Origin of the sequence: Desulfobacula toluolica Tol2 (assembly GCF_000307105.1) — a bacterium.
In the GTDB taxonomy this organism is placed as follows: domain Bacteria; phylum Desulfobacterota; class Desulfobacteria; order Desulfobacterales; family Desulfobacteraceae; genus Desulfobacula; species Desulfobacula toluolica.
Map to the genome: position 1 here is coordinate 4,896,261 of NC_018645.1, position 23,145 is coordinate 4,919,405.

At 41.1% G+C, this 23,145-nt stretch carries 16 protein-coding genes; all 16 read left to right on the forward strand.

Features of this window, described 5'->3' with window-relative positions; genetic code table 11:
• Positions 1-813: 813 nt before the first annotated feature.
• A complete protein-coding gene (locus TOL2_RS21990; protein ID WP_014959481.1) occupies positions 814-2,841 on the forward strand; it encodes an aldehyde ferredoxin oxidoreductase N-terminal domain-containing protein in 2,028 nt (675 codons plus the stop codon).
• A gap of 20 nt (positions 2,842-2,861) precedes the next feature.
• Positions 2,862-3,413 (forward strand): 4Fe-4S binding protein, encoded by a 552-nt coding sequence (locus TOL2_RS21995; RefSeq protein WP_014959482.1) that lies wholly within the window; start codon positions 2,862-2,864, stop codon positions 3,411-3,413.
• Positions 3,414-3,897: 484 nt separating this feature from the next.
• The gene (locus TOL2_RS23920; RefSeq protein ID WP_158406162.1) at positions 3,898-7,593 is read left to right on the forward strand and encodes a PAS domain S-box protein; all 3,696 of its coding nucleotides are present in this window, start codon (positions 3,898-3,900) and stop codon (positions 7,591-7,593) included.
• Between the two features lie 4 nt (positions 7,594-7,597).
• Positions 7,598-9,025 carry a sigma-54-dependent transcriptional regulator gene (locus tag TOL2_RS22005; RefSeq protein ID WP_014959484.1) on the forward strand — a complete coding sequence of 476 codons (1,428 nt, stop codon included), beginning with the start codon at positions 7,598-7,600 and terminating at the stop codon, positions 9,023-9,025.
• A gap of 459 nt (positions 9,026-9,484) precedes the next feature.
• Positions 9,485-10,324: a sulfite exporter TauE/SafE family protein gene (locus TOL2_RS22010; RefSeq protein WP_014959485.1), complete on the forward strand. Its 840-nt coding sequence runs from the start codon at positions 9,485-9,487 to the stop codon at positions 10,322-10,324.
• A 10-nt stretch (positions 10,325-10,334) separates the two neighbouring features.
• Complete coding sequence (locus TOL2_RS22015) at positions 10,335-10,691, forward strand: hypothetical protein (protein ID WP_014959486.1); 357 nt, start codon at positions 10,335-10,337, stop codon at positions 10,689-10,691.
• A 279-nt stretch (positions 10,692-10,970) separates the two neighbouring features.
• The gene (locus tag TOL2_RS23925; protein WP_014959487.1) at positions 10,971-11,948 is read left to right on the forward strand and encodes a WD40/YVTN/BNR-like repeat-containing protein; all 978 of its coding nucleotides are present in this window, start codon (positions 10,971-10,973) and stop codon (positions 11,946-11,948) included.
• 71 nt (positions 11,949-12,019) lie between these two features.
• On the forward strand, positions 12,020-14,401 hold the full coding sequence (locus tag TOL2_RS22025; RefSeq protein ID WP_014959488.1) for an efflux RND transporter permease subunit: 2,382 nt from the start codon (positions 12,020-12,022) through the stop codon (positions 14,399-14,401).
• Positions 14,402-14,578: 177 nt separating this feature from the next.
• Positions 14,579-16,087, forward strand: coding sequence for a DUF1302 family protein (locus tag TOL2_RS22030; RefSeq protein ID WP_014959489.1), 1,509 nt, complete (start codon positions 14,579-14,581; stop codon positions 16,085-16,087).
• Between the two features lie 73 nt (positions 16,088-16,160).
• Positions 16,161-17,441: a DUF1329 domain-containing protein gene (locus TOL2_RS22035; RefSeq protein ID WP_014959490.1), complete on the forward strand. Its 1,281-nt coding sequence runs from the start codon at positions 16,161-16,163 to the stop codon at positions 17,439-17,441.
• A 474-nt stretch (positions 17,442-17,915) separates the two neighbouring features.
• The gene (locus TOL2_RS22040) at positions 17,916-18,335 is read left to right on the forward strand and encodes a VOC family protein (protein ID WP_014959491.1); all 420 of its coding nucleotides are present in this window, start codon (positions 17,916-17,918) and stop codon (positions 18,333-18,335) included.
• A gap of 65 nt (positions 18,336-18,400) precedes the next feature.
• Positions 18,401-19,753 carry a dihydroorotase gene (locus TOL2_RS22045; RefSeq protein WP_014959492.1) on the forward strand — a complete coding sequence of 451 codons (1,353 nt, stop codon included), beginning with the start codon at positions 18,401-18,403 and terminating at the stop codon, positions 19,751-19,753.
• 71 nt (positions 19,754-19,824) lie between these two features.
• Positions 19,825-20,388 carry an NADH-dependent phenylglyoxylate dehydrogenase subunit gamma gene (gene padE, locus TOL2_RS22050; protein ID WP_269764209.1) on the forward strand — a complete coding sequence of 188 codons (564 nt, stop codon included), beginning with the start codon at positions 19,825-19,827 and terminating at the stop codon, positions 20,386-20,388.
• Complete coding sequence (locus tag TOL2_RS22055) at positions 20,385-20,678, forward strand: 4Fe-4S binding protein (protein WP_014959494.1); 294 nt, start codon at positions 20,385-20,387, stop codon at positions 20,676-20,678. The genes padE and TOL2_RS22055 overlap by 4 nt, the downstream gene beginning before the upstream one ends.
• Entirely contained in the window at positions 20,675-21,871 is a 1,197-nt protein-coding gene (gene padG / locus TOL2_RS22060) for an NADH-dependent phenylglyoxylate dehydrogenase subunit alpha (RefSeq protein ID WP_014959495.1), read from the forward strand. The genes TOL2_RS22055 and padG overlap by 4 nt, the downstream gene beginning before the upstream one ends.
• A gap of 9 nt (positions 21,872-21,880) precedes the next feature.
• Entirely contained in the window at positions 21,881-23,137 is a 1,257-nt protein-coding gene (gene padH, locus TOL2_RS22065) for an NADH-dependent phenylglyoxylate dehydrogenase subunit epsilon (RefSeq protein WP_014959496.1), read from the forward strand.
• Positions 23,138-23,145: the final 8 nt, after the last annotated feature.

The window sequence follows — 23,145 nt, forward strand, 5'->3', positions numbered from 1 at the left end:
TTTTACTATTATTAAAGCAACTTACAAAAAAAATACAAACACAAACCATCTTTCTATATTACTTAATGATAATATAAATTATTAACAGAAGCAACAAAATCTAACCGATTATAAAGCTCATAAAATAACAAGCACCTGAAAATAGCCTTTGGTAAAAAAATCTCACCCCAAAACAATAAGTATGATTATGTTCTCTACATAATATGTAGTGGTTAAAATAAAAGCTTAGACAACAAAAATTATTTATCTAAGTTCAAATAACTTTTGAACATTATGATAATAGTTATAATTAAGGATGGTTAAAGAATTTTAAATCAATCTGTAATTATCACACAGAGCAGCAGCCTTGCATATAAAAATAATCGGAATTATAAGGTCAACCCATGATCATAGTGCTTTCATAATAAGATTAGGATAAAACAGAAATCATTTTCAAATAAATATTATTATTTTTAAATAATTAAAATAAAAGCTTATTTATATAATATAGCCAATAAATTATTGTTATTATTATACAGTATTTTTTCGAAAAAAAATCATTGACCGCTATATTAGTTAATGCTATTAGGTATTTTACAATAGTGACTGAATAATAAAGGAACTTTTTCCCCAAAAAAACAACTAAGATTTTTAATTTCAGAAGGTTAAAAGTTATTTCATATAAATTACCTGGGTAAATATTTTTTTCTTACAAGCAAGATTTTTTTGGGAAAGATGAGATTTGAATTGATGGAATCAACAACAGCAGACAGTGAAAGTCGCTGAATTCATCAAAAACCGCGAAGAACGACGAGGGCTGTCAGGAGGTGCATTATGAGATATGGAGAGACAGGCTACAATTTGGAAATCAATTTGACTGAAGGCGAAATTGAGCGGGTAGAAACAGATCACCAATTGACAAGGCTTCATCTGGGTGGCAATGGTACTGCTGCCAGGATAATATGGGACAGAGTGAGTCCCGAAACAGAGGCCTTTTCTCCTGAAAATTTACTCATATTCAGCGCGGGTCTTTTAGTCGGGACTCCTGTTCCGGCCTGCAACCGTACTATGGTAAATACTATTTCTCCCCAGACGAACTTTTTTTCTCATTCGATTTTTGGAGGCTATTTCGGACCGGAACTTAAACATGCCGGCTACGATAAAATCATCATTCAAGGCAAAGCACAAAATTTGGTTTATTTGTGGATACATAATGACAAAGTAGAAATACGGGACGCCTCTCATCTTAAGGGAAAAGGAGCTCAAGAAACCGCATGGGCTATCAAAGAAGAGTTGAAAGATCCCAGAATTCAAGTGGCTGCAATCGGTCTTGCCGGAGAAAACAGACTTTTTATGTCCACCATAGAACATTCTAACGCCAGCGCATCTCGAGGAGTCGGCGTGATTATGGGGGATAAAAGGTTGAAAGCCATAGCAGTGCGCGGCACAAAAGATTTTCAGGTTTTCAATCCTGATGAGTTGTTCAAGTCATGCCTTAAACACAGCCAGGATATACATGCCAGCCCGTTTAACGGGGATCTTATGGCAATTGAGTGGAATGACGCTTTTCACCATGACAATTTTGCCTGGGGCAATGCGCGCATACGGAGAAAAGGCTTTTGGAACCAGGAGTTAGAAGACAGATGGAAGGATTACACTCTGGAGATCCGCGACCGTTTGCAAGGCTGCTATAATTGTCCTAAGAACTGCCATCTCGTGGTCAAGCCACCCGGACGGCAAAGATACATTTTAAAATGCTTTGGAAAAGGCACCTGGCATATGGCAGCTTTTCAAGACCTTCCCTTTACCTTTGATATACTTGCTCTAACCCAGGAGTACGGTCTGGACAGTTATGCCGCACCACAAACCATAGCCTTTGCAATTGAACTTTACGAAGCTGGCATTCTAACAGACAAAGACCTGCCTGATTTTCCTGAAGATAGTGGTGAGAGGTTTTACTATCTGCTTGAAATGCTTGTCCGGAGGGAAGGAATTGGGGATGTTCTGGCAAATGGAGTCTATGCGGCAGCCCGTCAGATTGGCAATGGCGCTGAAGTGTATGACCATAATACAATGAAAAAATTTGAGCAGATACCACTCAAGCTGGGAAAAGTGAATCATCCGTATTATCTTATGTATTGCACCAGCGACAAGATGGCGATTAATCAGACAGAGGGTTCCTTCCCACAGGATGCCATTAAAAATATTACGGAAAGACAAGAATTTGCAGACGGTTGGATATCAGCACCTGAAAGGTTTAAAAAATTCTTCATGGAATGGGAGCCAAGAACACATCCATCATTAGAAGCCTCTATTAACATTTGCGACTGGAATGAGACTATGCACTATGTTGATGACGCCATTGGTTTCTGCGCTTTCTGTTCGTCATTTCGAGGCCAGTTCGGCGGAGGCTCCGCATACCACATCTACAACATACCAACATTCATAAACCTGGCGACCGGTATGAATCTGGATGCTGACGACCTGTGGCAAGCGACCAGAAGAAATCGGAACCTTGTCAGGGCCATTAACATCAGTAGAGGTTTGAAAAGAGCCGATGAAAAACCGCCTGCAGATCACTGGAAAGTCAGGGAGCCAAAAAAGGAACAGGAGCTTCTTGGTGAGTACTACAAATTTAAGGGGTGGACCAAAGAGGGAATTCCTACCAAAGCAACATTGGATAAACTAGGCCTGGATTATATAGCCAAGGAATTTATCAAAAAAGGAATCCTTAAAGGCAATGAAAATAATTGTTATATAGATCAATCGTGTTATTCAGAGGGAAGAAAAAAAGAAGCCGTTTTGACTGTCCGTCAGGCTGAAAATTTCACTTTGACTGATTATAACCTCAAAAACAAATAACCCGGGAGGTGACAACTGCAATGAGTGATTCAGTAAAAAAAGTTATCAAAGAAATAAAAATAGATCCGGACAAATGCAATGGGTGTCGCGCCTGTGAGATAGCCTGTGCAGCATTCCACAGCAAACCAAAATACAGTAGCTTTAACCCGAGCCGCTCCAGGATACGGATGGTAATCAATGAGATAAATGATGAATGGGTTGCAATTCGCTCCAGTAATTTCACTAAAACCGAATGTAAAGGCAGATCCAGGTATATAATCAACGGGAAAGAATATAGTGAGTGCAGCTTCTGCAGTACTATCTGTTCCGCCAGAGATGTCTTTAAAGAACCTGATTCCGATCTTCCCCTCAAGTGCGACATGTGTGGGGAAAATCCGGAACAAATACCCATGTGTGTTCAAATTTGCAGTCGTGACGCCTTGACCTATTCAACAAGAGAAGAGGAAGTTCAAGAGCAAGATGAAGTAAAGTGGGAAGAAATGAAAATAGGGTTGGAGTCCTTGTTAAAAAAACATGGTTTAAAAAAGATAAAAAATGCCGTTATCCGTCTGGCAAAGAATAAAAAACACTGATAAACTTTTCCCCGATATCTGATTTGAAAATCGACAGCTCACGTCGTTTCCAGTTATTATGATTTTCCAGCGACCTTCAGTAAAATTTTCTTGACATTGACAAACATTATAAACATAGGCACTATGATTTTTTACAAAAAGACTATTCAATAATTTTCAAAATGTGTTGGGAATTGAAAGTCTTAAAAATATATACTTGTATAAAACGCTTTTTGAATTTTGAATAACAACAATGTTTCAATAAGATCAGAATGAAAGCGATCCCCTCTTTCATTCTGATAGCTTTTTTTAATACATATTAAAAATTCTATCCAGGGAGATAAAGGGTATGCAATATCCCATTTGTTTGTTGAATACATATTTGGATAGATATAAATTGTGGATACCTCTTTGTTTCTTTTTTGTATTATTGTTCACATCATTTTCAAACAGTTCCGAAGCAAAAAAGAAAAATATACTCATCGTTTTTTCATATGAATATGGCATGCCGGCGTATAATATAGTGGAACAGACCATACGATCTGAGCTGAATACGGATAATAGCAATATAATTTATTTTAATGAACAATTAGATCTGTCCCGCTTCATTGGAGAAAAATATAAAAACACTTTAAAAGAATCATTTTATTTAAAATATAACCATCTCAAATTTGATTTGATCATTACAATAATGAAACCCGCTTTTGACTTTATACAAAGTGAATGTAAAGATCTGTTCCCAGGTGTGCCCATTGTTTATGGCTTGATTGACGAAGGGTTTGACAAGCCCAAAAAACTTCCAGCCAATACATCTGGGTTTGCCATGAATGTCAGTATTGACGGCACCATAAAAGCAGCCATGAAAATTCAACCGGATGCACAACATATGGTCATTGTTTCTGATAAAACACAGCTTGGACAATTACTGGAGGAAAGGGCAAAACAGGCCATTGACACTATTCCTGATCAAATTTCAGTAACCTCATTATCAAACTTTTCAATGGAAAAGATTCTAATAAAAGTTCACAACCTTTCATCTGATACCATTGTCTTATATCTGGTTATGTCGGAGGATGGTGATGGCAAACCCATTATCTCAACGGACGCTTTAAAAATGATCAGTGATGTATCAAATGCACCTGTATACGGCCTTTGGGATATTCTTTTGGAACACCGGATGACAGGTGGATGTTTAAGCAGCTTTGTTTCGCTGGGTCGAAATATGGCTGAAAAAGGAAAACAAATCTTAAATGGGCAAATAGAGTCTCCTTCTTTAATTACAATACCCAACACTCACATGTTTAACTGGAGACAGCTTCAGCGCTGGGGTATAAAGGAACAGAATCTCCCATCAGGCAGTAGGATCAAATTCAAGGAGATGTCTGTCTGGGATACCTATAAAAAACAAATCCTCATTGTTTTTTTGATTTGCATAAGCGAGGCAATACTGATCGGTTTTTTACTTGTCCAAAGAAGAAAAACCAAATTGTCGGAAATAAAGCGTTCAAAAACAAAAAAATTCAGAGATAACCTGATCAAAACAGCGAATGTTCTGATTTTGGGGTTTGATACCCAAGGCAATGTTACATTGTTGAATTCTGCAGTTGAGAAGTTAACCGGATATCTCACGTCAGAATTTGAAGGTAAAAACTTGTTCAATATTTTAGTCCCCGGGAAAAGTGATCAAGCTGCAGGGCATTTGTTTAATAACTTTATGAATGAAAGCCTGCCCAAATTGTCTGAATATAAAATTCAAACAAAAGATGGCAGGGAACGAATTATTTTATGGAGTAATAATGCAATCAAACAAAATGGAAAAGTAGAAGGCACAATTTTAATTGGTATTGATATTACAGAGCGCAAGCACGCAGAAAGATTGCTGAAGGAAAGCGAAGAAAAATACAGAGAACTCATTGATAATACATCAGATATTAGTTATAGATCAAGCATAGATGGCTATTTAATATTTCTATCCAAGGCGGTTCAGCGCTTAACCGGCTATACCGTAGAAGAGGCGATCGGATCAAATATAGCTGATATGTATTTATATCCGGAAGAAAGAAAAAAAGTCATGGCAATCCTTAAAAAATGGGGACATATTTCAGATTATGAAGTCCAGTTCAAACATAAAGACGGGTCAATCTGGTGGGCTTCTTCGAATTCTCAATTATTCACAGATCAAAATGGTAATATTTTGGGAGTCGAAGGAACTATAAGGGACATCACCAGGCGTAAGATTGCCGAAGAGGAACTTCGCAAGAACGAAGAAAGGCTTCGTTTAGCGCTTGAAGGCACGAATACCGGATTTTACGAGTGGTATCCTGTGACCAATGAAACCTACTTCAGCCCAACTTTTTTTACAATGTTGGGATATGAACCTGACAAGTTCCCCCATAATTATAACACTTGGGCTGATTTATTACATCCGGAAGACAAATTAGCTGCTGAGACGGTTGTAAAGGATTTCCTTCAAAAACGACAAAGCTCGTTCAAACACGAGTTCCGGATACGGTCGAAAAAAAATGGGTATCATTGGATATTAAGTCGTGGTGCAGCAATGGAGTGGGATGAAAAAGGCAGAATCCAACGGATAATAGGAACTCACTCGGATATCACTGACAGCAAACTGGCCGAGGAAATGCTTCGGGACAGAGAAATGAGACTGCGGACGATGTTTGACCAGACCTTCCAGTTCATGGGGTTGCTTTCTTTGAAAGGTAACTTGTTGACAGTAAATCGGGTCGCCCTTGAATTTATAAAAGCCAAAGAAGCAGATGTGATTGACAAACTCTTTTGGGAGACTCCCTGGTGGACTCACTCTGCAAAGGAGCAAAAAAAAATACTTCAGGCAATTAAAAAGGCTGCTTTGGGTGAATACATTTCATTCGAAACCACCCATATAGATCCTTCCGGCAATCTGCACCATATTGATACGTCACTTAAACCGATTCTGGGTGATGATGGCAGGATCATCTATCTGTGTGCGGAAGGAAGAGACATAACCGACAAAAAACAAGGTCAAAAGGAAAGGGTAAAGCTGGAGAAACAATTGCACCAGGCCCAGAAAATGGAGGCTATCGGTACGCTTGCCGGTGGTATCGCCCATGACTTTAACAATATTCTTGGTGCAATTATCGGTTTTTCTGAACTGGCGCTTGAAGATATCAAAGAAGGTGACCCAGTAAGATATTCCATTGATCAGGTTTTACAATCCGCTTTCCGGGCAAAAGAACTGGTGGAACAAATTCTTTTGTTCAGCCGTCAGGGCAAACATAAGATGAAGCCGGTGAAGATAACTTCCCTGATCAAGGAGGTTATTAAGCTGCTCAGGTCAACCCTCCAGAAGACGATTGATGTTAAGGAAAATATTTTAATCAAAAAGGATATGGTGCTTGCAGATCCAGTTAAGATTCATCAGATTCTAATGAATCTTTGTACCAACTCAGCCCATGCAATGGGTGAGAAAGGGGGAACCCTGACCGTCACCCTTGATCAAATCGATTTTGATAAAAAGTCTTTGATGGAGTTTTCAGACCTGAAATCGGGGTCATATTTAAAATTGAAAGTGACTGATACCGGACATGGTATCCCTGAAAAACTTATCGATAAAATATTCGACCCTTTCTTTACAACCAAGCCCCGTGGAGAGGGAACCGGTTTGGGACTGGCAGTAGTGCATGGTATTGTGAAAGATCATAAAGGGAATATAAAGGTCTACAGCGAACCTGGAAAAGGAACCGCCATCCATATATTTCTACCCCTTTTAAAAGCAGATGATCCGTTGGCTGTAAAGGATGACAAACCCATATCCGGCGGCACGGAGCACATCCTGCTGGTTGATGATGAGATCCCGTTAATCAAGTTTGGAAAACAGACACTACAGCGATTGGGCTATCGGGTTACAGCATTTTCTGACAGCCGGATCGCATGGGAAACATTCCAAAAAAATCCAAATTTTTTTGATATGGTCATTACAGATAAGACCATGCCCGAAATAACAGGCTTGATGCTTTCTGAAAAAATAGTCAATTTGTGTCCGGAAATACCGATTATCCTGTGTACAGGATTTGGTGATGAATTATCATTAAAAGAAGCTGAAAAGATCGGGGTAAAAGCCATGCTGCATAAGCCTGTCATCAAGAAAGACCTGGCTGAAACCATCCGCCGGGTATTGGATCAAACCAGAGAAAAAGGGGTTTAAATTAATGGCCAATGTGTTAATCATAGACGATGATAGGGTGTTTTGTGATTTTCTTTCACGGAAAATTAAGCGGTTAGGCCACAATAGTGTATTTACACTAACTTTGGAAGATGGGATTAGTATGGCATTTTCCAGAGGATTTGATGTGATTTTACTGGACGTCCAATTGCCTGATGGTAATGGTATAGAGGCGATCCACCGGTTTCAGGAACTTGACTATCCTCCGGAAATTATCATTATTACCGGTTCCGGAAATCCGGATGGTGCCGAACTTGCCATTGAATGGGGGGCCTGGGATTACATTGAAAAACCAAGTTCAATTGAGGCCATTACCCTGCCGATCATTCGAGCACTGGAATACAGAAAAGAGAAATGTAACAACAATACCAGGATGATCCTGAAAAGGGATGGTATTATCGGCAGCAGTGCTGAAATGAAATCGTGTCTGGACCAATTGGCCCAGGCGTCAAGCAGTGATATCAGCGTTTTGATCCAGGGAGAAACCGGAACTGGAAAGGAGTTGATGGCCAGGGCTATCCATGAAAACAGCCAGCGATCCAATGAACCGTTTATCGTTGTTGACTGCAGCGCTATCCCTGAATCTCTGGTTGAAGGATTGTTGTTTGGACACGAAAAAGGCGTATTTACAGGTGCTGACAAAAAACAGATCGGTCTTGTCGAACAGGCCAATAAAGGGACATTGTTTCTGGATGAAGTGGGAGAACTTCCCATATCCATGCAAAAGGCTTTTTTGCGAGTACTTCAGGAGAGAATATATCGTCCTTTGGGCAGCAGGTATGAAAAGGAAAGTGACTTCAGGCTGATCTCTGCCACCAACAGGCAGCTTGAAAAAATGGTGACGGAAAACAAGTTCCGTGAAGATCTTCTATACCGGATTCGCTCCTTTTTAATTCATACCCCCCCATTAAGGGACCGTTCGGAAGATATATCCGAATTATCCATGTATCATGTTGTCAGACAATGTGAAAAAATGGAAATCCCGATAAAAGGGTTTTCTCCTGATTTTTTTGAAGTTATAAATTCTTATAAATGGCCTGGTAACGTTCGCGAATTATTGAATACAATAGACAGTGCCATGGCAGCTGCCGGAGAGCAGCCGATTCTTTTTCCTCAGCATCTTCCTGTAAAAATGCGCACAAGAATCGCAAGATCCGGTCTAAAAAAGTATACCCATCAAACATTGATTGAGAACAGTATTTCAGAAGTTTCTGCCATGCCGGATGAATCTGTCGGCACCTATAAACGGTTTCGTGAACAACTCCTGAACGCAGGGGAAAAACATTATCTTTTAAGGATCTGCAAGCTGTCTGGAGGGCATGCCAAGGATGCCTGTAAAATTACCGGATTATCCCAGTCCCGACTCTATTTTTTAATGCAAAAGCATGGTATCTCCCTATCCGATTTTAAATAATTGAAAATATCCACTTTTTTATTTTCTGCAAGCAAATGTAGTTTAAAAAATGTCAAAATCTGTTTTGACATTGGGATCACTTATTTTTCTAAAAATCATTCCTGTTTTTCAGGAGTAAAAATCTAATATTTATAAATACAAAGCTCCTGTTTTTCAGGAGCTTTGTATTCTGATTGCACCTTCATTTTAAGCTATATTTTCAAAAATAGCTTAAAATTTCAGATATTTATACAATAAGCAACTATTTTGGCATACTACTTGTAGGAGTAAAGCCAATTATGCAATTGAAGAGAAACATAAAAACCAACTTATTACGGGGAATCAATGACTTATAGTTGGAAACAAATAAAATTGATCATATCCCTATAGCAGTTAAAGATTTTGATGAAGCATGTAAAGTGTGGGAACTGGTCTTTGTAAAAACAGAACCCGACGATGTTTATAAGGAGTACTATTATTATGTTAAAAATAAGTATCCCTGAATTTTATCATAAACGGGTGCTGCACCTACTGGGGTTTGTTGTTGCTCTGTTCAGTACCGGTATCGGTATTGGCGGAGGCACCATATTTATTTCTGCTTTTATATCGATTTTTAAATTTGATTTCAAACGGTCCGCAGGTCTTTCACTTGCAACCATTATCCCCATCACGTTTGTGGGTGGAGCATCTCACCTGTTTTTTTTTTCCAGTCCCCCTTCTTATAAATATTTTCTTGTTTTTATTCCCATGTGTATCATTGGTACAATTATAGGTTCAAAATTTATTCATAAATGGAACAACCAATGGCTCAAATGGATTTTTACCATTTTTCTTCTCATTGCAAGTTTTCGAATCTTAAAACTTGTTGATTTACCTTTTTTAATGTTTTCAAGCCTGAATGAAATCTCCTGGACCCATGAAGCCCTTTTTATCATGACGTTCGGAATTTTTATCGGCATAATTGCCACATGGCTGGGGATTGGGTGCGGACTGCTCATTGTCCCTTTTTTTGTGATTGTGATGAATTTTAACATACACGAAGCTATCTGCCTGTCTTTAACCACAATGTTTTTTTTAACGATATCCGCCACTCTCATGCACCACAAACTTGAACAACTGGATTTCAAGTCCTATAAAGCGTTATTTCTCCCGTCTCTTGCAGGGGCTGTTATTGGTTCTGCCATATCCGGTCTACTGCCGTGTTTTTTCCTCAAACAACTGTTTGGCATTATATTGGCATTGATTGCCTGTTCATACCTTTACCAGCTTTGGACTATGGCAATAAAAACCGTACTCTCAAAAACACAACGTCATGAATAAGGAGAAACAAATGTATAGTACAACTATATATGACACCTTGAGAAACGATTTGGAAGAAAAGGTAATTTCCCACAATCTTGTTAATGAATCCATCAACATAAAATGCAAAAGGCTTTTGCCCAGACAGGCTATAGGAAGACATAAACACGACTATTACCCCATTATCAAGGGCAAAAAATTCATGGTTGAGGCTGATTTTCTTCAGGTAAAAGGACAGGGATTTACAGACGCTTTTGAGAACAGGGCATATAGCATTAAAGATATCTTATCCATGAATCGTTCCACAAAAAGAAATCGGGTTTCTTTTGTTGCAGGATTGAATGCGGCTTACAGATATCTCGGCCTTACAGACAAGACCATTTATTAATGCGTACAAACCTGCTGTTTTTTGATGGGGAGACCATTTCAGCACCTGCAAAAACACTTAATCATACAACCTTTTGTGAATACGGACATTACTATAAAAATGGAAAAAGGCAGCTGCAGTAGGGTTAGGCCTTTTGCTATTGTTCCCAAGGAACTGATTAAACATGGATGTGTGGGAGCTGGATTTGCAGGTATTATAAGCTTACCTGTATTGAGCAAATATTTTTTTTAATCTTCCCTTCTTTTGAGGGGTATTTAATCAACAAAGGAGATGGAGGTAATGATGAAACACCTAAAGTACATTGTTGCAGTATTGATGCTGAGTGTTTTTTTCAGTGGGTTTGCAGATACTGTGGAGGCCAGAAAATTTTTGTGGAATAAAACTTATTTTTATAATTTTTACAGTGTTTGTCCCCTGCCGAGCGGAGATGTATGGGCAGTGGGCAGCAATGGCATGATCTGTCGTCTGAACCCGGAAAATTATGAATGGGACGTTCAAGAATCCGATCTTCATGGCAACCTGTACAGCGTTTCCTTTGTTAACGCCCAAAAAGGCTGGGTCTGTGGTCAAAACGGTCAGATTGCCCATACCCGGGACGGTGGCAAAACATGGCAGGTGCAAACGAGCGGTACCAAACAACACTTGTTCAGCCTTACTTTCAAGAATGCAGAAAAAGGCTGGGCAGTGGGGGATTTTGGAACCATCCTCCATACCTCTGATGGAGGCCGAAATTGGCATGTCCAGAATGAAAAAACAGACAAAATTTATAACAACATCTATTTCAACGATACTGAACATGGCTGGATCGTAGGGGAATTTGGAACCATCCTTTATACTGAAGACGGCGGTCTCAACTGGATGGAACAAAAGAACCCTCTGGGAGAAAAAACTCTGTTCAGCGTTTGTTTTAATGACCGAACAAATGGCTGGATCGCCGGCATGGATGGTTCTATCTTGAAGACAGTAGACAGTGGTAAAACATGGACTGCAATCAAATCATCCATAACGGAAAACCTAATGTGCATTCAGGTTGTTAGAAACAATGGCTGGGTCATCGGGCTTAAAGGAGCATATGGAATGCTTGGTAAAGGTATGTGGAATGATGAAACCCACAGAGTTCCGACACGGGCGTGGCTCAATGATTGTGTTTTTGTCGATGAAAAAACCGGCTGGCTTGTCGGCAGTGTTGGCACTCTCTTGCATACTCTTGACGGAGGTAAAACTTGGTTTCCTGGCAACCAGTCCGGGACGAAATAAAAAAGTACTGCCAATGAAGACAAACTGACAAAAAATCATAAAATATACCAAGAAATGAGAGGCGTTGACTGATGATAGAGAAGATTGCACATTTTATTGTTAATCGCAGGTTATTGATCGCCATATTGATGTTTATAGCCACGAGTTTTTTTTTGTACAATGCGCTGCAGATCCCAATTAAAACATTTTTTCCGGATCTGTTGCCACAAAACCACCCCTTTGTGAAACTCATTAAAAAGCATCCCAAGTTTGGCGGAACCAATAGTGTGATTGTCGGGTTGGAGGTCAAAAACGGGGATATTTTTACGCAAAAAACCCTTCAGAAAATCATTGATTTCAGCAATGATCTTTATTTTCTTCCCAGTGTTGACCGAACAAAAGTGATGTCCCTTGGCGTTAACAAAGTAAGAAATGCCAAGATTACCTCCTGGGGCATATCAAGCCCCTCTATCTTATTTCCGGAAGCACCCAAAACAAAAGAAGGGATTGATCAGCTCAAAGCGGATGTCTACAGCAACCCAACCTATTACGGAAACCTGGTGAGCCTGGATGCCAAAGTAGCCTTGCTTAAAATGGGTTTTTTTGAAGACAAACTGCAACCTCGTCTAATTTATAAGGAGTTGCAAAAGCTTAAAACCCGCTTTGAGGATGAAAATACAAAAATTCACATTGTGGGAGATCCTTACCTTTACGGGGTCATATTCTCATATCTGCCCCAGACCGGCATGTTTTTCGTGATAACCATTGTTGCCATGCTTTTGATCGCCTTTTTGTACACGCGAAGTCTGCGTTTGATTCTGATACCCATGACTTCTGCCTGTATTTGTGCAATCTGGGGGCTTGGCTTTATACAATTGCTGCACTTCAACCTGGACCCGTTGATCCTGGTAATTCCTTTATTGATCAGTGCCACTGCCCTGAGCCATTCCATCCAGTTCAACAGGCGGGTCAACGAAGAATATGCGTCTACAGGCAACCTTAGAGAAAGCTGCATAATAACCATCAAAGGCCTTTTTTTTCCGGGTCTTGGCGGCATACTTACGGACAGCATGGGTATTTTTCTTATTTCCATGATTCCAATTCCTCTGATGAATAAACTGGGTCTGTTTATGTTTCTCTGGTGTCTGTCCATGATACCGGTTGTTCTTGTCTTAAACCCTGTGATCAATCTCTATCTCCCTAGAATGAAAAATGCTAAAAAATGGAGAGAACAAAGACGAAACGGCTTTATGGAATCTTTCCTGCTGAAAAAAATCGGGGAGATCAACTGCCGGCCAGGTGCATCCTGGGGCATTGTATGCGTTTTTTTAGTTTTTGCTGTGATTGCCTTTTATCTGAATATGGACATTAAGGTGGGCAATGTTAATGAAGGAACTCCCATTTTAAAAGATTCATCCCAGTATAACCAAGATGTGAAATTTATGGCTGAACGCCTTCCCGGCAGTATGAACCCTATGCTTGTGGTGGTGGAAGGAAAGCAAGAGGGTGCCATCAAACAACCGGAACTGCTGAAACTGGTGGATCAATTCCAGGCCTGCATGGCAAAGATTCCGGAGGTGACATGCACTCTTTCTATTGTGAATTTGGTTAAAGGCATTAACATGGCCTTCTGGGAAAATAACCCCAAATATTTCATGCTGCCCGACTCTGCCAGGGGAGTTTACGCCAACCTTCATCTGCTGACCAGTGGCGGTGCCGAGCCTGGCGATTACGATACCTATTATGATTTTGATTTCAAGAATCTCAATATCACATTGTACGTTGAAAACCACAAGCCAGAGGTCATCAATAAACTTCTTGCAACTGCGAGAGAGTTTATATCTACCCATAAGACCGACCTTGCCGAGTTCAAACTGGCAGGGGGCCGCGTTGGTGTTATTGCGGCATTCAATGACTCTATCATGGTGCATGAAACCACCACCCTGGGAGTGGCATTGCTGCTAACCGGCATTGTTACAGGCATCATATTTCGTTCATTTCTTGCGGGACTGCTTCTGGTAATACCTCTTTCTCTGGCATCCTGGTTTACCTTTGCGTACATGGCAATCCAGGACATAGCCATAAATCTTCAAACGCTCCCTGTATCAATAATCGCCATCGGTATTGGAGTGGATTACGGGATTTATCTTTTAAGCAGAATCCGTGAAGAATACGCTATAAAAGGAAATTTGGATGATGCTTTAAAAGAAGCCATCGGCACGGCGGGAAATGCTATTGTACTCACGGGAATTGTTATCATTGCTGGTGTAGTATTCTGGAATTTTTCAGACATCAAATTCCAGGCTGAGATGGGGTTGCTTTTGTCTATTGTCACCATATTTCATCTTCTGGGGAGCCTGCTCCTGCTTCCCGCTATGGTTAAAATTATAAAACCGCAGTTTCTTTTTAAAAGAGAAACTATAGCAGCGAGAAATTCCGGGCAAGAGGCTGTTTCTTCTCCACTGTTTGAATAGATGAGCAAGTCGTCCGTTCGTATATCCGTCATCAGGATTATGAAGACAGACGCTATGAACAGATAGGGTTGTTTTATTAACGTGCGCCTTTAGGCGTTTTTTGATGCCGCTTTGAGCGGTTAACAATCAAGCCCCCGGTTTTACCGGGGCTATGACCATGATAGGAGAAAAAAGATAATGAAAAGGAAATGTTTGTTGTTTGCAATGATGGGTCTGATTTCAATTGTCTCATTGACGGTCGTGTCCAATATTGGTGCAGTTACGATCGATTCCGAAGGTAATTATCAGCTTGGCGGCTATATACGCCACACTATTGGTGTGCGTATGGAAGACAGCATCAATCCGACCAATTCCGGACCATTAGCGTCCGGGAATGAGAAAGGGGATTTGTCCACGGCTAGAACTGAATTATTTCTTGATTTTTCAGCAAAATTTAGCGATGAATTGCGGTTCAATGCAATTGCCAGAGGATGGCATGAGGGGGTTTACGGTCTTGATGACGACGTTAATCAGTATCCAAAAGACCTAACAACACAGCCTGGCCCCCATACTAAAGATATGGAGCAGGACTGGGATTTCCGGGAATACTATCTAACCAAAATGGCAGGAAATTTCATCATCAAGGCGGGCAGACAGCAGATTGCCTGGGGTGAGGCGGACGCCATGCGGCTCGCAGACGTTATAAATCCTCTGGATTTGAGCTGGAACTGGTCATTTCCAGCATGGGAAGAAATTCGTGTTCCCCTGCACATGCTTGATGTGGTGTATAATGTACCACAGTCCAAGCACAATCTCGGTTTTGAGGTGGTATGGGTGCCGGCGGACTTCAGACCCCATCAGTATGCGGCTCCGGGTGGCAACTGGTCCCTTTACAGCGGCGGTTTTGGTTTGCCCGATGTTGTAGGTACTACCATTTTTAATCAAATGCAAGACGATCTGCCGGACAACGACCTGGGTAACGGACAGGGCGGTCTTAGAATCAAAGGGAAATTTGGTCAGTGGGACACTACACTTTTCGGCTATTATCAGAGGGATCAGATCGGAGTAGCCACTCTGGATCCCGGTGCAGCTCTGGATCCTGCAAATTATCCATTCAAGTATGAATACCCCAATATTATAAATATCGGCGGAACTTTTAATATGTATTGCTCAGCTCTTGAAACGGTGTTTCGTGGAGAAGCAGCCTATGTAATCGACCAGCCTTATGGTACCAACCTTGGGTCAAATGACGGCAAAGGCTTTGCACCTGTCACTGAATATGCAGAAAGCGATACCTTTGCCATCATGTTGGGTTTTGATAAAAATGTAATGATCCCCTCTCTCAACCGAACCAAGTCCTTTTATTTCAGCGGTCAGTGGTTCAACAAATGGATATTGGATCTGGATTCGGACAAATATCTCACTTTTTTGGGAGATAATGATGCTGAAACCTGGCAGACGATCGGTTCCCTTTTGATCAATACCGAGTATTATGAAGGAAAAATTATTCCTGAATTACTCGGAGTACATTTTTTTACTTCAGGCAGCGGTTTTTTTGACGGTAATATTACATACAAGCCCACCTTTACTTTCAGCGTTACAGCTGGAATTCTCAAAATATGGGGAAACGACAACCAGGCTGGGCTATATTTTGGTCCTGTTAAGCGTAACGATCAGGTGTACCTAAAGGCTAAATGGAGCTTTTAGTGATGATAAGTGCTGATTTTTCAGTATTTTTTTTGCTTTTAACAAGACAAATTTTATTTTGGAGGTAATGATTATGAAGAAAGGGTTTATCTTTTTGGGCTGTTTCATTGTAACGCTGGGATTTATTTCTTTTGCCAACGCTGGTATGAGGGAACCTATGGAAGGGGCAGGATGGCACTATCCCTGGAAGGATACCTACTCGGAATGGAAACCTGGGAACATGAAGTATGATGAAGAACTGTTTAACCAGGATGTGATTGAAGCCTATGGATGGGAAGCCGAGGATGTAGATAAAATCAAGGATATGATACCTCCGTCCATGTACATAATTTTGAAAAATCCGGATATATGGGGTCCAAGGCGGATCAATGTTACAGCTTATAGAGAAAATAAAGGTTATCTATGGGACCGTTTTGTAAAAGCCACAAAAGAATACAAGGATACTGCCAAGATTGACAAAGGATGGCTTATAAATTACACAGCGGGAGTCCCTTTTCCCGAGCCTAAGGATGGGATTGAGGCGTTATGGAACTTTAAACAACATTTCAGGGAGGATGACCGGATACTCTCGGCTGTAACTATCATTACCAACCGCGGCGGTCAGGTCAGATACCAGACTTCCGACGGCAACCTTATGTATTTTGACGGCAGGCTGGAAAAATCGCCAAAACCCCTGTATAAAAGCCCCAATAATGAACGGCGCATTGATGCGTACGCCAATGCTCATCCCTATGAAATGCGGGGAACTTTGTCGGTGATCACCCAGTACGATGACCCGGAAATGGACGATTCATTTTGGCTGTATTTGCCGGCACTTCGGCGCGTACGCCGCCTCTCAGCGGCTCAGAGAACCGACCGGCTTCCAGGAGGCCAGGATCTTATGTGGGAAAACTTTGATGTCTTCAACGGCAACCCCAGCAAATATAATTGCAAGCTGATGGGCAAAAAAGAGATGCTGTTCGTACATAACGGTGATCCCAAAGGTTCCTGGATTCATGGCAAGCATCTGTCAGGCCCCAATGATTACTACCAGAAAGTACAAGTGTATATAAATGAATTGACGCCAAAGGATCCAGACTTTCCCTTTTCCAAAGTCATACTTTATACGGATTCCAAAACCTGGGTGCCCTATTACGGGGAGTGGTACGATAAGGAAGGGAAATTATATCTTTTCTCCCAGTTCCAGTATGCACCGAATAAAAACGGCATCTTCGTTGCAGTGGTCATGAACCACGTTGATATGCAGAAAATTCACAGCACCGGATACGCTGTGACCGATCCCAAGTTCAACACAGGTCTGACGCCGGACTATTTCAAGGTAGATAGCCTGAAGATGGCATATCCTTCGAGATAAACATTATCATGATTTGATTCAAGTGCGGGCATTTTGTTACTTTTGCAGGGAAACTGAATGCCCGCCATTTTTTTGAAGCGGCAACTTTATACAAATGATTTAGTGAACAGCTCTTGAACTCAGGCAAAAAACATTATTTTTTAATGCAAAAGCATGGTGTCTCTCTTTCCGATTTTAAATAATCGGAAATACCCCCCCTTTTTATTCTCTCCCAAATACTGTTTTGGATCTTTTTTAAAATCGCTCCTGTTTTTCAGGAGTAAAAAATTTAATAATCAGAATACAAGACTCCTGTTTTTCAGGAGCTTTGTGTTCTGATTGTAGTTATATTTTATCGCTATTCTTAAAAATAACTTAAAATATAAGGCGCTTACATCACAAACAATCACTTTGGCATACTACTTGTAAGAGTAAAGCCAAGACACATGTCATTTGAGAAAAATATGAAAACCAACTTAGATCTGAGGAGGCAAATTGGAAACAAATAAAATTGATCACATATGTATAGCAGTTAAAAATCTTGATGAAGCACGCAAGGTGTGGGAACCGGTTCTTGGAAAAACAAAACCAGACGATGAATATATTGATGAGCCGGAAAAAATTAAAGTTGCACGATACTGGGTCGGTGAAGTTGGTTTTGAACTTATGGAGTCCACAACACCGGATGGAGACGTGGCCAAATTTATCGAAAAAAGGGGCGAAGGGGTAATGCTCATAAGTTTTAATGTTGATAACACTAGAGAATCCATGGCTGAACTTAAAGAAAAAGATTATCCGTTTATTGGTGGCGCAAGGCCATTTCGTGACTGTGAATTCTCCTTTATTCATCCGAAAAAAATGAACGGGGTATTGACTGAACTCATTGATTATAAATGGAAGGAATTTGAAAAATAGCAGCTTGGTTATTTTTTCTTATTGCGTTCATGTTTTTACAAAAAAATAAATAAGGAGGTTCATAGATGTTGGATTTAATCATAAAGAATGGAAAAGTATTTATTCCTGAAAAAGGATTTCTTGATCTTGAAGTAGGAATAAAAGATGGAAAAATTGTGGCACTTGAAAATAATCTTTCAGATTCAAAAGAAGTTCTGGATGCCGCTGGAAACATTGTCATGCCGGGTGTGATTGATCCCCATATTCACCTTGGAATTTTCAACGATTTTGCCCATGAATGTGAGCATGAGACCAGAGCTGCCCTGGCCGGCGGCGTAACCACCTGTGGTGTGTTCATGGGCGGTGATCAGTCCTATCTGGGTCAGGTGGGAGAGCTGATTGATGTAATTGAGGCCAAGTCTTCCGTTGATCTGTTTATGCATCTGGCCATTTTTACAGAAGAGCAGATGTCTGAAATGAAGTCATATTACGAGAAATTTGGCATTACTTCTTTTAAATTCTACATGGCAGGCGTTAAGGGCGTTTTCCCAAATGTCAGCGATGGATTTATTTATGAGGGATTTAAAAAAGTAGCAGAATTTGGTGATAAGGCGATCGCATGTGTTCATTGTGAAGATCAGTCCCTTATTGATGTTGCCTTTGATAAGGTATCTGCCCAAACACCTGAAGGAACACTTGTGGACTGGGCAAAAACAGGACCTGATATGGCAGAAGAAGAGGCCATCATCCGTGCGTGTTATCTTGCTGAGAAGGCAGGAAATCGATTGTATATTGTTCATATCTCCACCAAGGATGGGGCCGATCGCCTGACAAAGATAAAAGCAAACGAGGGTGCAAGGGTTTTTGGTGAAACAACGTCAGCCTATCTTACCGTGAACAAACATGGCGAATTCGGATTAAAGGGCAAAATGCTTCCTCCTCTCAGAGACAAGTCTGATAATGACGGACTGTGGGATGCCGTAAAGAATGACACAATCGATTCCCTTGGAACAGATAATGTCAGTATGACCCTGGAAGTAAAGCAGGAGGAAAACGGAATGCTGGGCGCAATGCCCGGTTACCCCATTCTTCAAACCCATTTTCCTGCAATGATCAACGAAGGATACCACAACCGGGGTATTGATATTGAAACCATTATCACAAAAGCAACCATAAATCCTGCCAAGATTTTTGGCCTTTATCCTCAAAAAGGTGTCATAGCAGTGGGCAGCGATGCTGATATCGTTATTCTTGACCTTGACAATTCCAAGACTGTTGAGAGTAAAAATCTGTTTTCTTACGGTGATTTTTCTCTTTTTGAAGGACAAACTATTAAAGGATGGCCAACAACTGTCGTAAAAAGCGGGAAGATTGCTTTCTCAAATGACGAAATCATGGTGGAACCGGGAAGCGGATCATTCTTAAAACGGGAACTATAAGACTAATTGATTGATATATCTCAAAATAACAGACTGTGTGAAGCAGTTAACGAGGAGATGTGATGTTTGAAATGCGTTTTCATGGACGAGGGGGTCAAGGAGCTGTGATGGCATCCAAAATTTTGGCAAAAGCCCTCGTCGAAGAAGGTCATGTTGTTAAAGCGATTCCCTCATTCGGGTTTGAAAGGCGCGGTGCGCCGGTATCCGCCTTTCTGCGTTTCGGAGACAAGGAAATCAGACAGGTGACAAATATTTACAATCCGGATTGCATAGTGTGTCTTGATCCAACCCTTTCCAAATCCGTGGATATTTTTGAAGGCATCAATGATAATGCCATATTTATTCAGGCAACAAAGAAAGATATATCTGAATTATCATTTCCAGATACCCTTTCAAAAGTCGGCACATGTGATGCCTTCGGTCTTGCCATGGAGATCATCGGAAGGCCAATTACAAACACAATAATGCTTGGCGTGTTTGCAAAAACCACCGGGCTTGTGTCTGTGGGTTCAATTAATAAAGCCATGGAATCCGTTGCTTTCAGGGATGCCGCCCTGAATAAAAATATTACCGCTGTAAAATTAGGGTATGAGAGAACCACTGTGCTTGAACTTAAAGGAAAGGAGATATCATGATTAAACAATCCACCCCCGCCTTTGACAGTTCAACGATTCCCAATGATTTGTGTCCCATTGCAACACATTTTGTGTTTCTTAAAACCGGTGACTGGAGGGCCATGCGCCCCATTCTCCTGCGGGAAAAATGTGTGAAGTGTGCCACCTGCTGGCTTTATTGCCCTACTCAGTGCATTTCTGAAAAAGCAACATGGTTTGAAGCAAATCTTGATATTTGCAAGGGATGCGGAATCTGTGCAGAGGAATGCCCCCATAATGCAATCATAATGGAAGAGGAAACTGAAGTATGACCGAAAAAATAGTTTGTGACGGGAATGAAGCGGCTGCATGGGGTGTTGCCAAAGCCAAACCTGATATGGTCGCAGTATATCCTATAACTCCTCAATCTTCCCTTGCCGAGTATATTGCTCAGTTTGTGGCGGACGGGGTGATTGATGCTGATTTGATGGATGTAGAAGGAGAACACAGTGTTTTGTCGGTTCTCCAGGGAGCATGTCTTGCAGGGGCAAGGACCTATACGGCTACCTGTGGCCAGGGGCTTGCTTTTATGTTTGAGCCTTATTTTCGAACACCGCCTTTAAGGCTTCCCATTGTTATGTCCATTGTGACACGGGACGGCATTACCCCTCAATGTGTATGGGGAGGGCAACAGGATGCCATGACGGTAAAAGAAGTCGGTTGGATTCAAATGTATTGCGAAACAAACCAGGAAATTCTTGACACCATGATCCTGGCTTACAGGATCGCGGAAAATCGAGATGTTATGTTGCCGGTGAATGTATGTCATGATGGAAATTATCAATCTTACGGCGTAGAGCAGGTTTTACTGCCGGATCAGGATATGGTGGATGGGTTTCTTGGCGAAAAAAATACAAACTGGCATGCTGCTCTTGATCCTGAAAAACCCATGGGAATTGATCCTTTGACAGGTGGTGCAGGCGGTGAGGGGCCTTCGCGTTTCGTAAGATACAGGAAAGGGTCCTGCAAGGGAATGCAAAATGCCCTTGATGTCATCACGAATGTCCATGAAGAATGGGGTGAACTCACAGGACGACATTATGCACCTTTGGTTGAGGAATACAGATTAGACGATGCGGATTATGCAATCGTCACCATAGGCGGGATGACCGGAGCCGGCAAGGATGCTGTTGATGAGATGCGCCTTGAAGGAGAGAATGTGGGTCTTATCAAAATCAAAACCTTTCGTCCCTTTCCCCAGGAAGCTTTATTAAAAGCTGTTTCCAAGGTTGCGGCCGTAGGTGTTGTGGATCGGTCTGTTAATTTTGGTTGGAATTCCGGCCCTGTTTATCAGGAAATCTTAGGGATTCTTTATCAAATGGAAAAAAAGATTCCAGCGGTCAGTTTTATTGGAGGTCTGGCAGGAGCCGATATTACCATCAACGATTTCAAAGACACCATTATGACAACGAAAAGGGCTTTAAATGGTGATTTGCCGAAATCAACAATCTGGATAAATGAATAGGTGATTATCATGCATACCAACTATCTTATTATTGGCGGAAGCCATGCAGGACTTTCCGCCATTGATGCCATCAGACGATGCGACAGTGAAGCTGCTCTGACATTGGTGACAACGGAAAAAAGACCGCCTTATTCTCCAACTGCTTTACCATATATAATTTCCGGTAAAACAGAACCGGCGAAGACGGATATCATACCATCTAACTACTTCAAAGACCTTGATGTTAATTATATAAACGGTGCTTCCGCAACTCAAATAGACACCCAAATCAATCAGGTAAGGTTGAATAACGGGGGCACAATTGACTATGAAAAATTACTTGTTGCAACGGGTGCAAGTGCTTTGGTCCCGAACATTGCCGGAATTGAAGATGTTGAGTTCTCTTGTATCCGCACAATGGCGGATGCTGAAAAAATAAAAAAAGAGATGGCACAGGCCAAGTCCGCACTCATCATAGGGGCTGGTTTCATCGGCATGCACGCTGCGGAGAACCTTGCAAATTCGGGCTTAAGCGTAACCGTTGTAGAAACCTTTGACTACATTATGCCGGCAAGTTTTGATATTGAATCGTCTGATCTCATCAGAAAGGCTTTTGTTGAAAAGGGCATTACCATACTCACAGGCAAACAAGTATCAAAGGTTTACAAAAGTGGCGATCAAACTGTTCTTTCACTTGCGGACGGAGATGAGATTTCCGGGGACATGCTTGTCATTGCAGCAGGCATTAAACCCAATACCGATTTTCTTGCAGATTCCGGAATTAACTGTGATCATGGGATTGTTGTGGATGAAAGGATGCGTACTTGTGTTCCCAATGTGTGGGCAGCAGGTGATGTTGCTTGTGCCTCCGATTTTTTCTCTCCAATGAAAACCATCGGCGGAACAATTCCCTGCGCAACAGCGCAGGGAAAGATTGCAGGTATGGATATGTCGCAAGATTCCTATGTTAAGGATTATCCTGGAAATTTGAATATGAATACCTTTGGATTTTTCGGGAATTTTGCTTTTTCCATAGGAAATGTGGCAGACACATTTCCTGACAGCAAATTAGAATTTGAAATACAAACTGATCCGGAAAAAAAGAGTTTTTGCAAATTTGTTTTTGACGGACCTGTTTTAACAGGGGTTTCCGCCATTAACAGGCGGCTTGATCCTGGCATTTTAAAGGAATTAATCCTGCGTAAAACAGACCTTTCCACAAAAAAAGAAGACTTTATAAAAACTCCCCTTGAAACCGGAAGACAAGTGATGAGGGAATTGTTTTAAACAATTTA

What these genes read in the sequence shown, in the direction of transcription:
- TOL2_RS22010 (WP_014959485.1), top strand. Translation starts at nt 9,485, where the DNA reads ATGTTAAAAATAAGTATCCCTGAATTTTATCATAAACGGGTGCTGCAC.
- TOL2_RS23920 (WP_158406162.1), top strand. Translation starts at nt 3,898, where the DNA reads ATGCCGGCGTATAATATAGTGGAACAGACCATACGATCTGAGCTGAAT.
- TOL2_RS21990 (WP_014959481.1), top strand. Translation starts at nt 814, where the DNA reads ATGAGATATGGAGAGACAGGCTACAATTTGGAAATCAATTTGACTGAA.
- TOL2_RS22030 (WP_014959489.1), top strand. Translation starts at nt 14,579, where the DNA reads ATGAAAAGGAAATGTTTGTTGTTTGCAATGATGGGTCTGATTTCAATT.
- TOL2_RS22005 (WP_014959484.1), top strand. Translation starts at nt 7,598, where the DNA reads ATGGCCAATGTGTTAATCATAGACGATGATAGGGTGTTTTGTGATTTT.
- TOL2_RS21995 (WP_014959482.1), top strand. Translation starts at nt 2,862, where the DNA reads ATGAGTGATTCAGTAAAAAAAGTTATCAAAGAAATAAAAATAGATCCG.
- TOL2_RS22055 (WP_014959494.1), top strand. Translation starts at nt 20,385, where the DNA reads ATGATTAAACAATCCACCCCCGCCTTTGACAGTTCAACGATTCCCAAT.
- TOL2_RS22025 (WP_014959488.1), top strand. Translation starts at nt 12,020, where the DNA reads ATGATAGAGAAGATTGCACATTTTATTGTTAATCGCAGGTTATTGATC.
- padE (WP_269764209.1), top strand. Translation starts at nt 19,825, where the DNA reads ATGCGTTTTCATGGACGAGGGGGTCAAGGAGCTGTGATGGCATCCAAA.
- padG (WP_014959495.1), top strand. Translation starts at nt 20,675, where the DNA reads ATGACCGAAAAAATAGTTTGTGACGGGAATGAAGCGGCTGCATGGGGT.
- TOL2_RS22045 (WP_014959492.1), top strand. Translation starts at nt 18,401, where the DNA reads ATGTTGGATTTAATCATAAAGAATGGAAAAGTATTTATTCCTGAAAAA.
- TOL2_RS22035 (WP_014959490.1), top strand. Translation starts at nt 16,161, where the DNA reads ATGAAGAAAGGGTTTATCTTTTTGGGCTGTTTCATTGTAACGCTGGGA.
- padH (WP_014959496.1), top strand. Translation starts at nt 21,881, where the DNA reads ATGCATACCAACTATCTTATTATTGGCGGAAGCCATGCAGGACTTTCC.
- TOL2_RS22015 (WP_014959486.1), top strand. Translation starts at nt 10,335, where the DNA reads ATGTATAGTACAACTATATATGACACCTTGAGAAACGATTTGGAAGAA.
- TOL2_RS23925 (WP_014959487.1), top strand. Translation starts at nt 10,971, where the DNA reads ATGATGAAACACCTAAAGTACATTGTTGCAGTATTGATGCTGAGTGTT.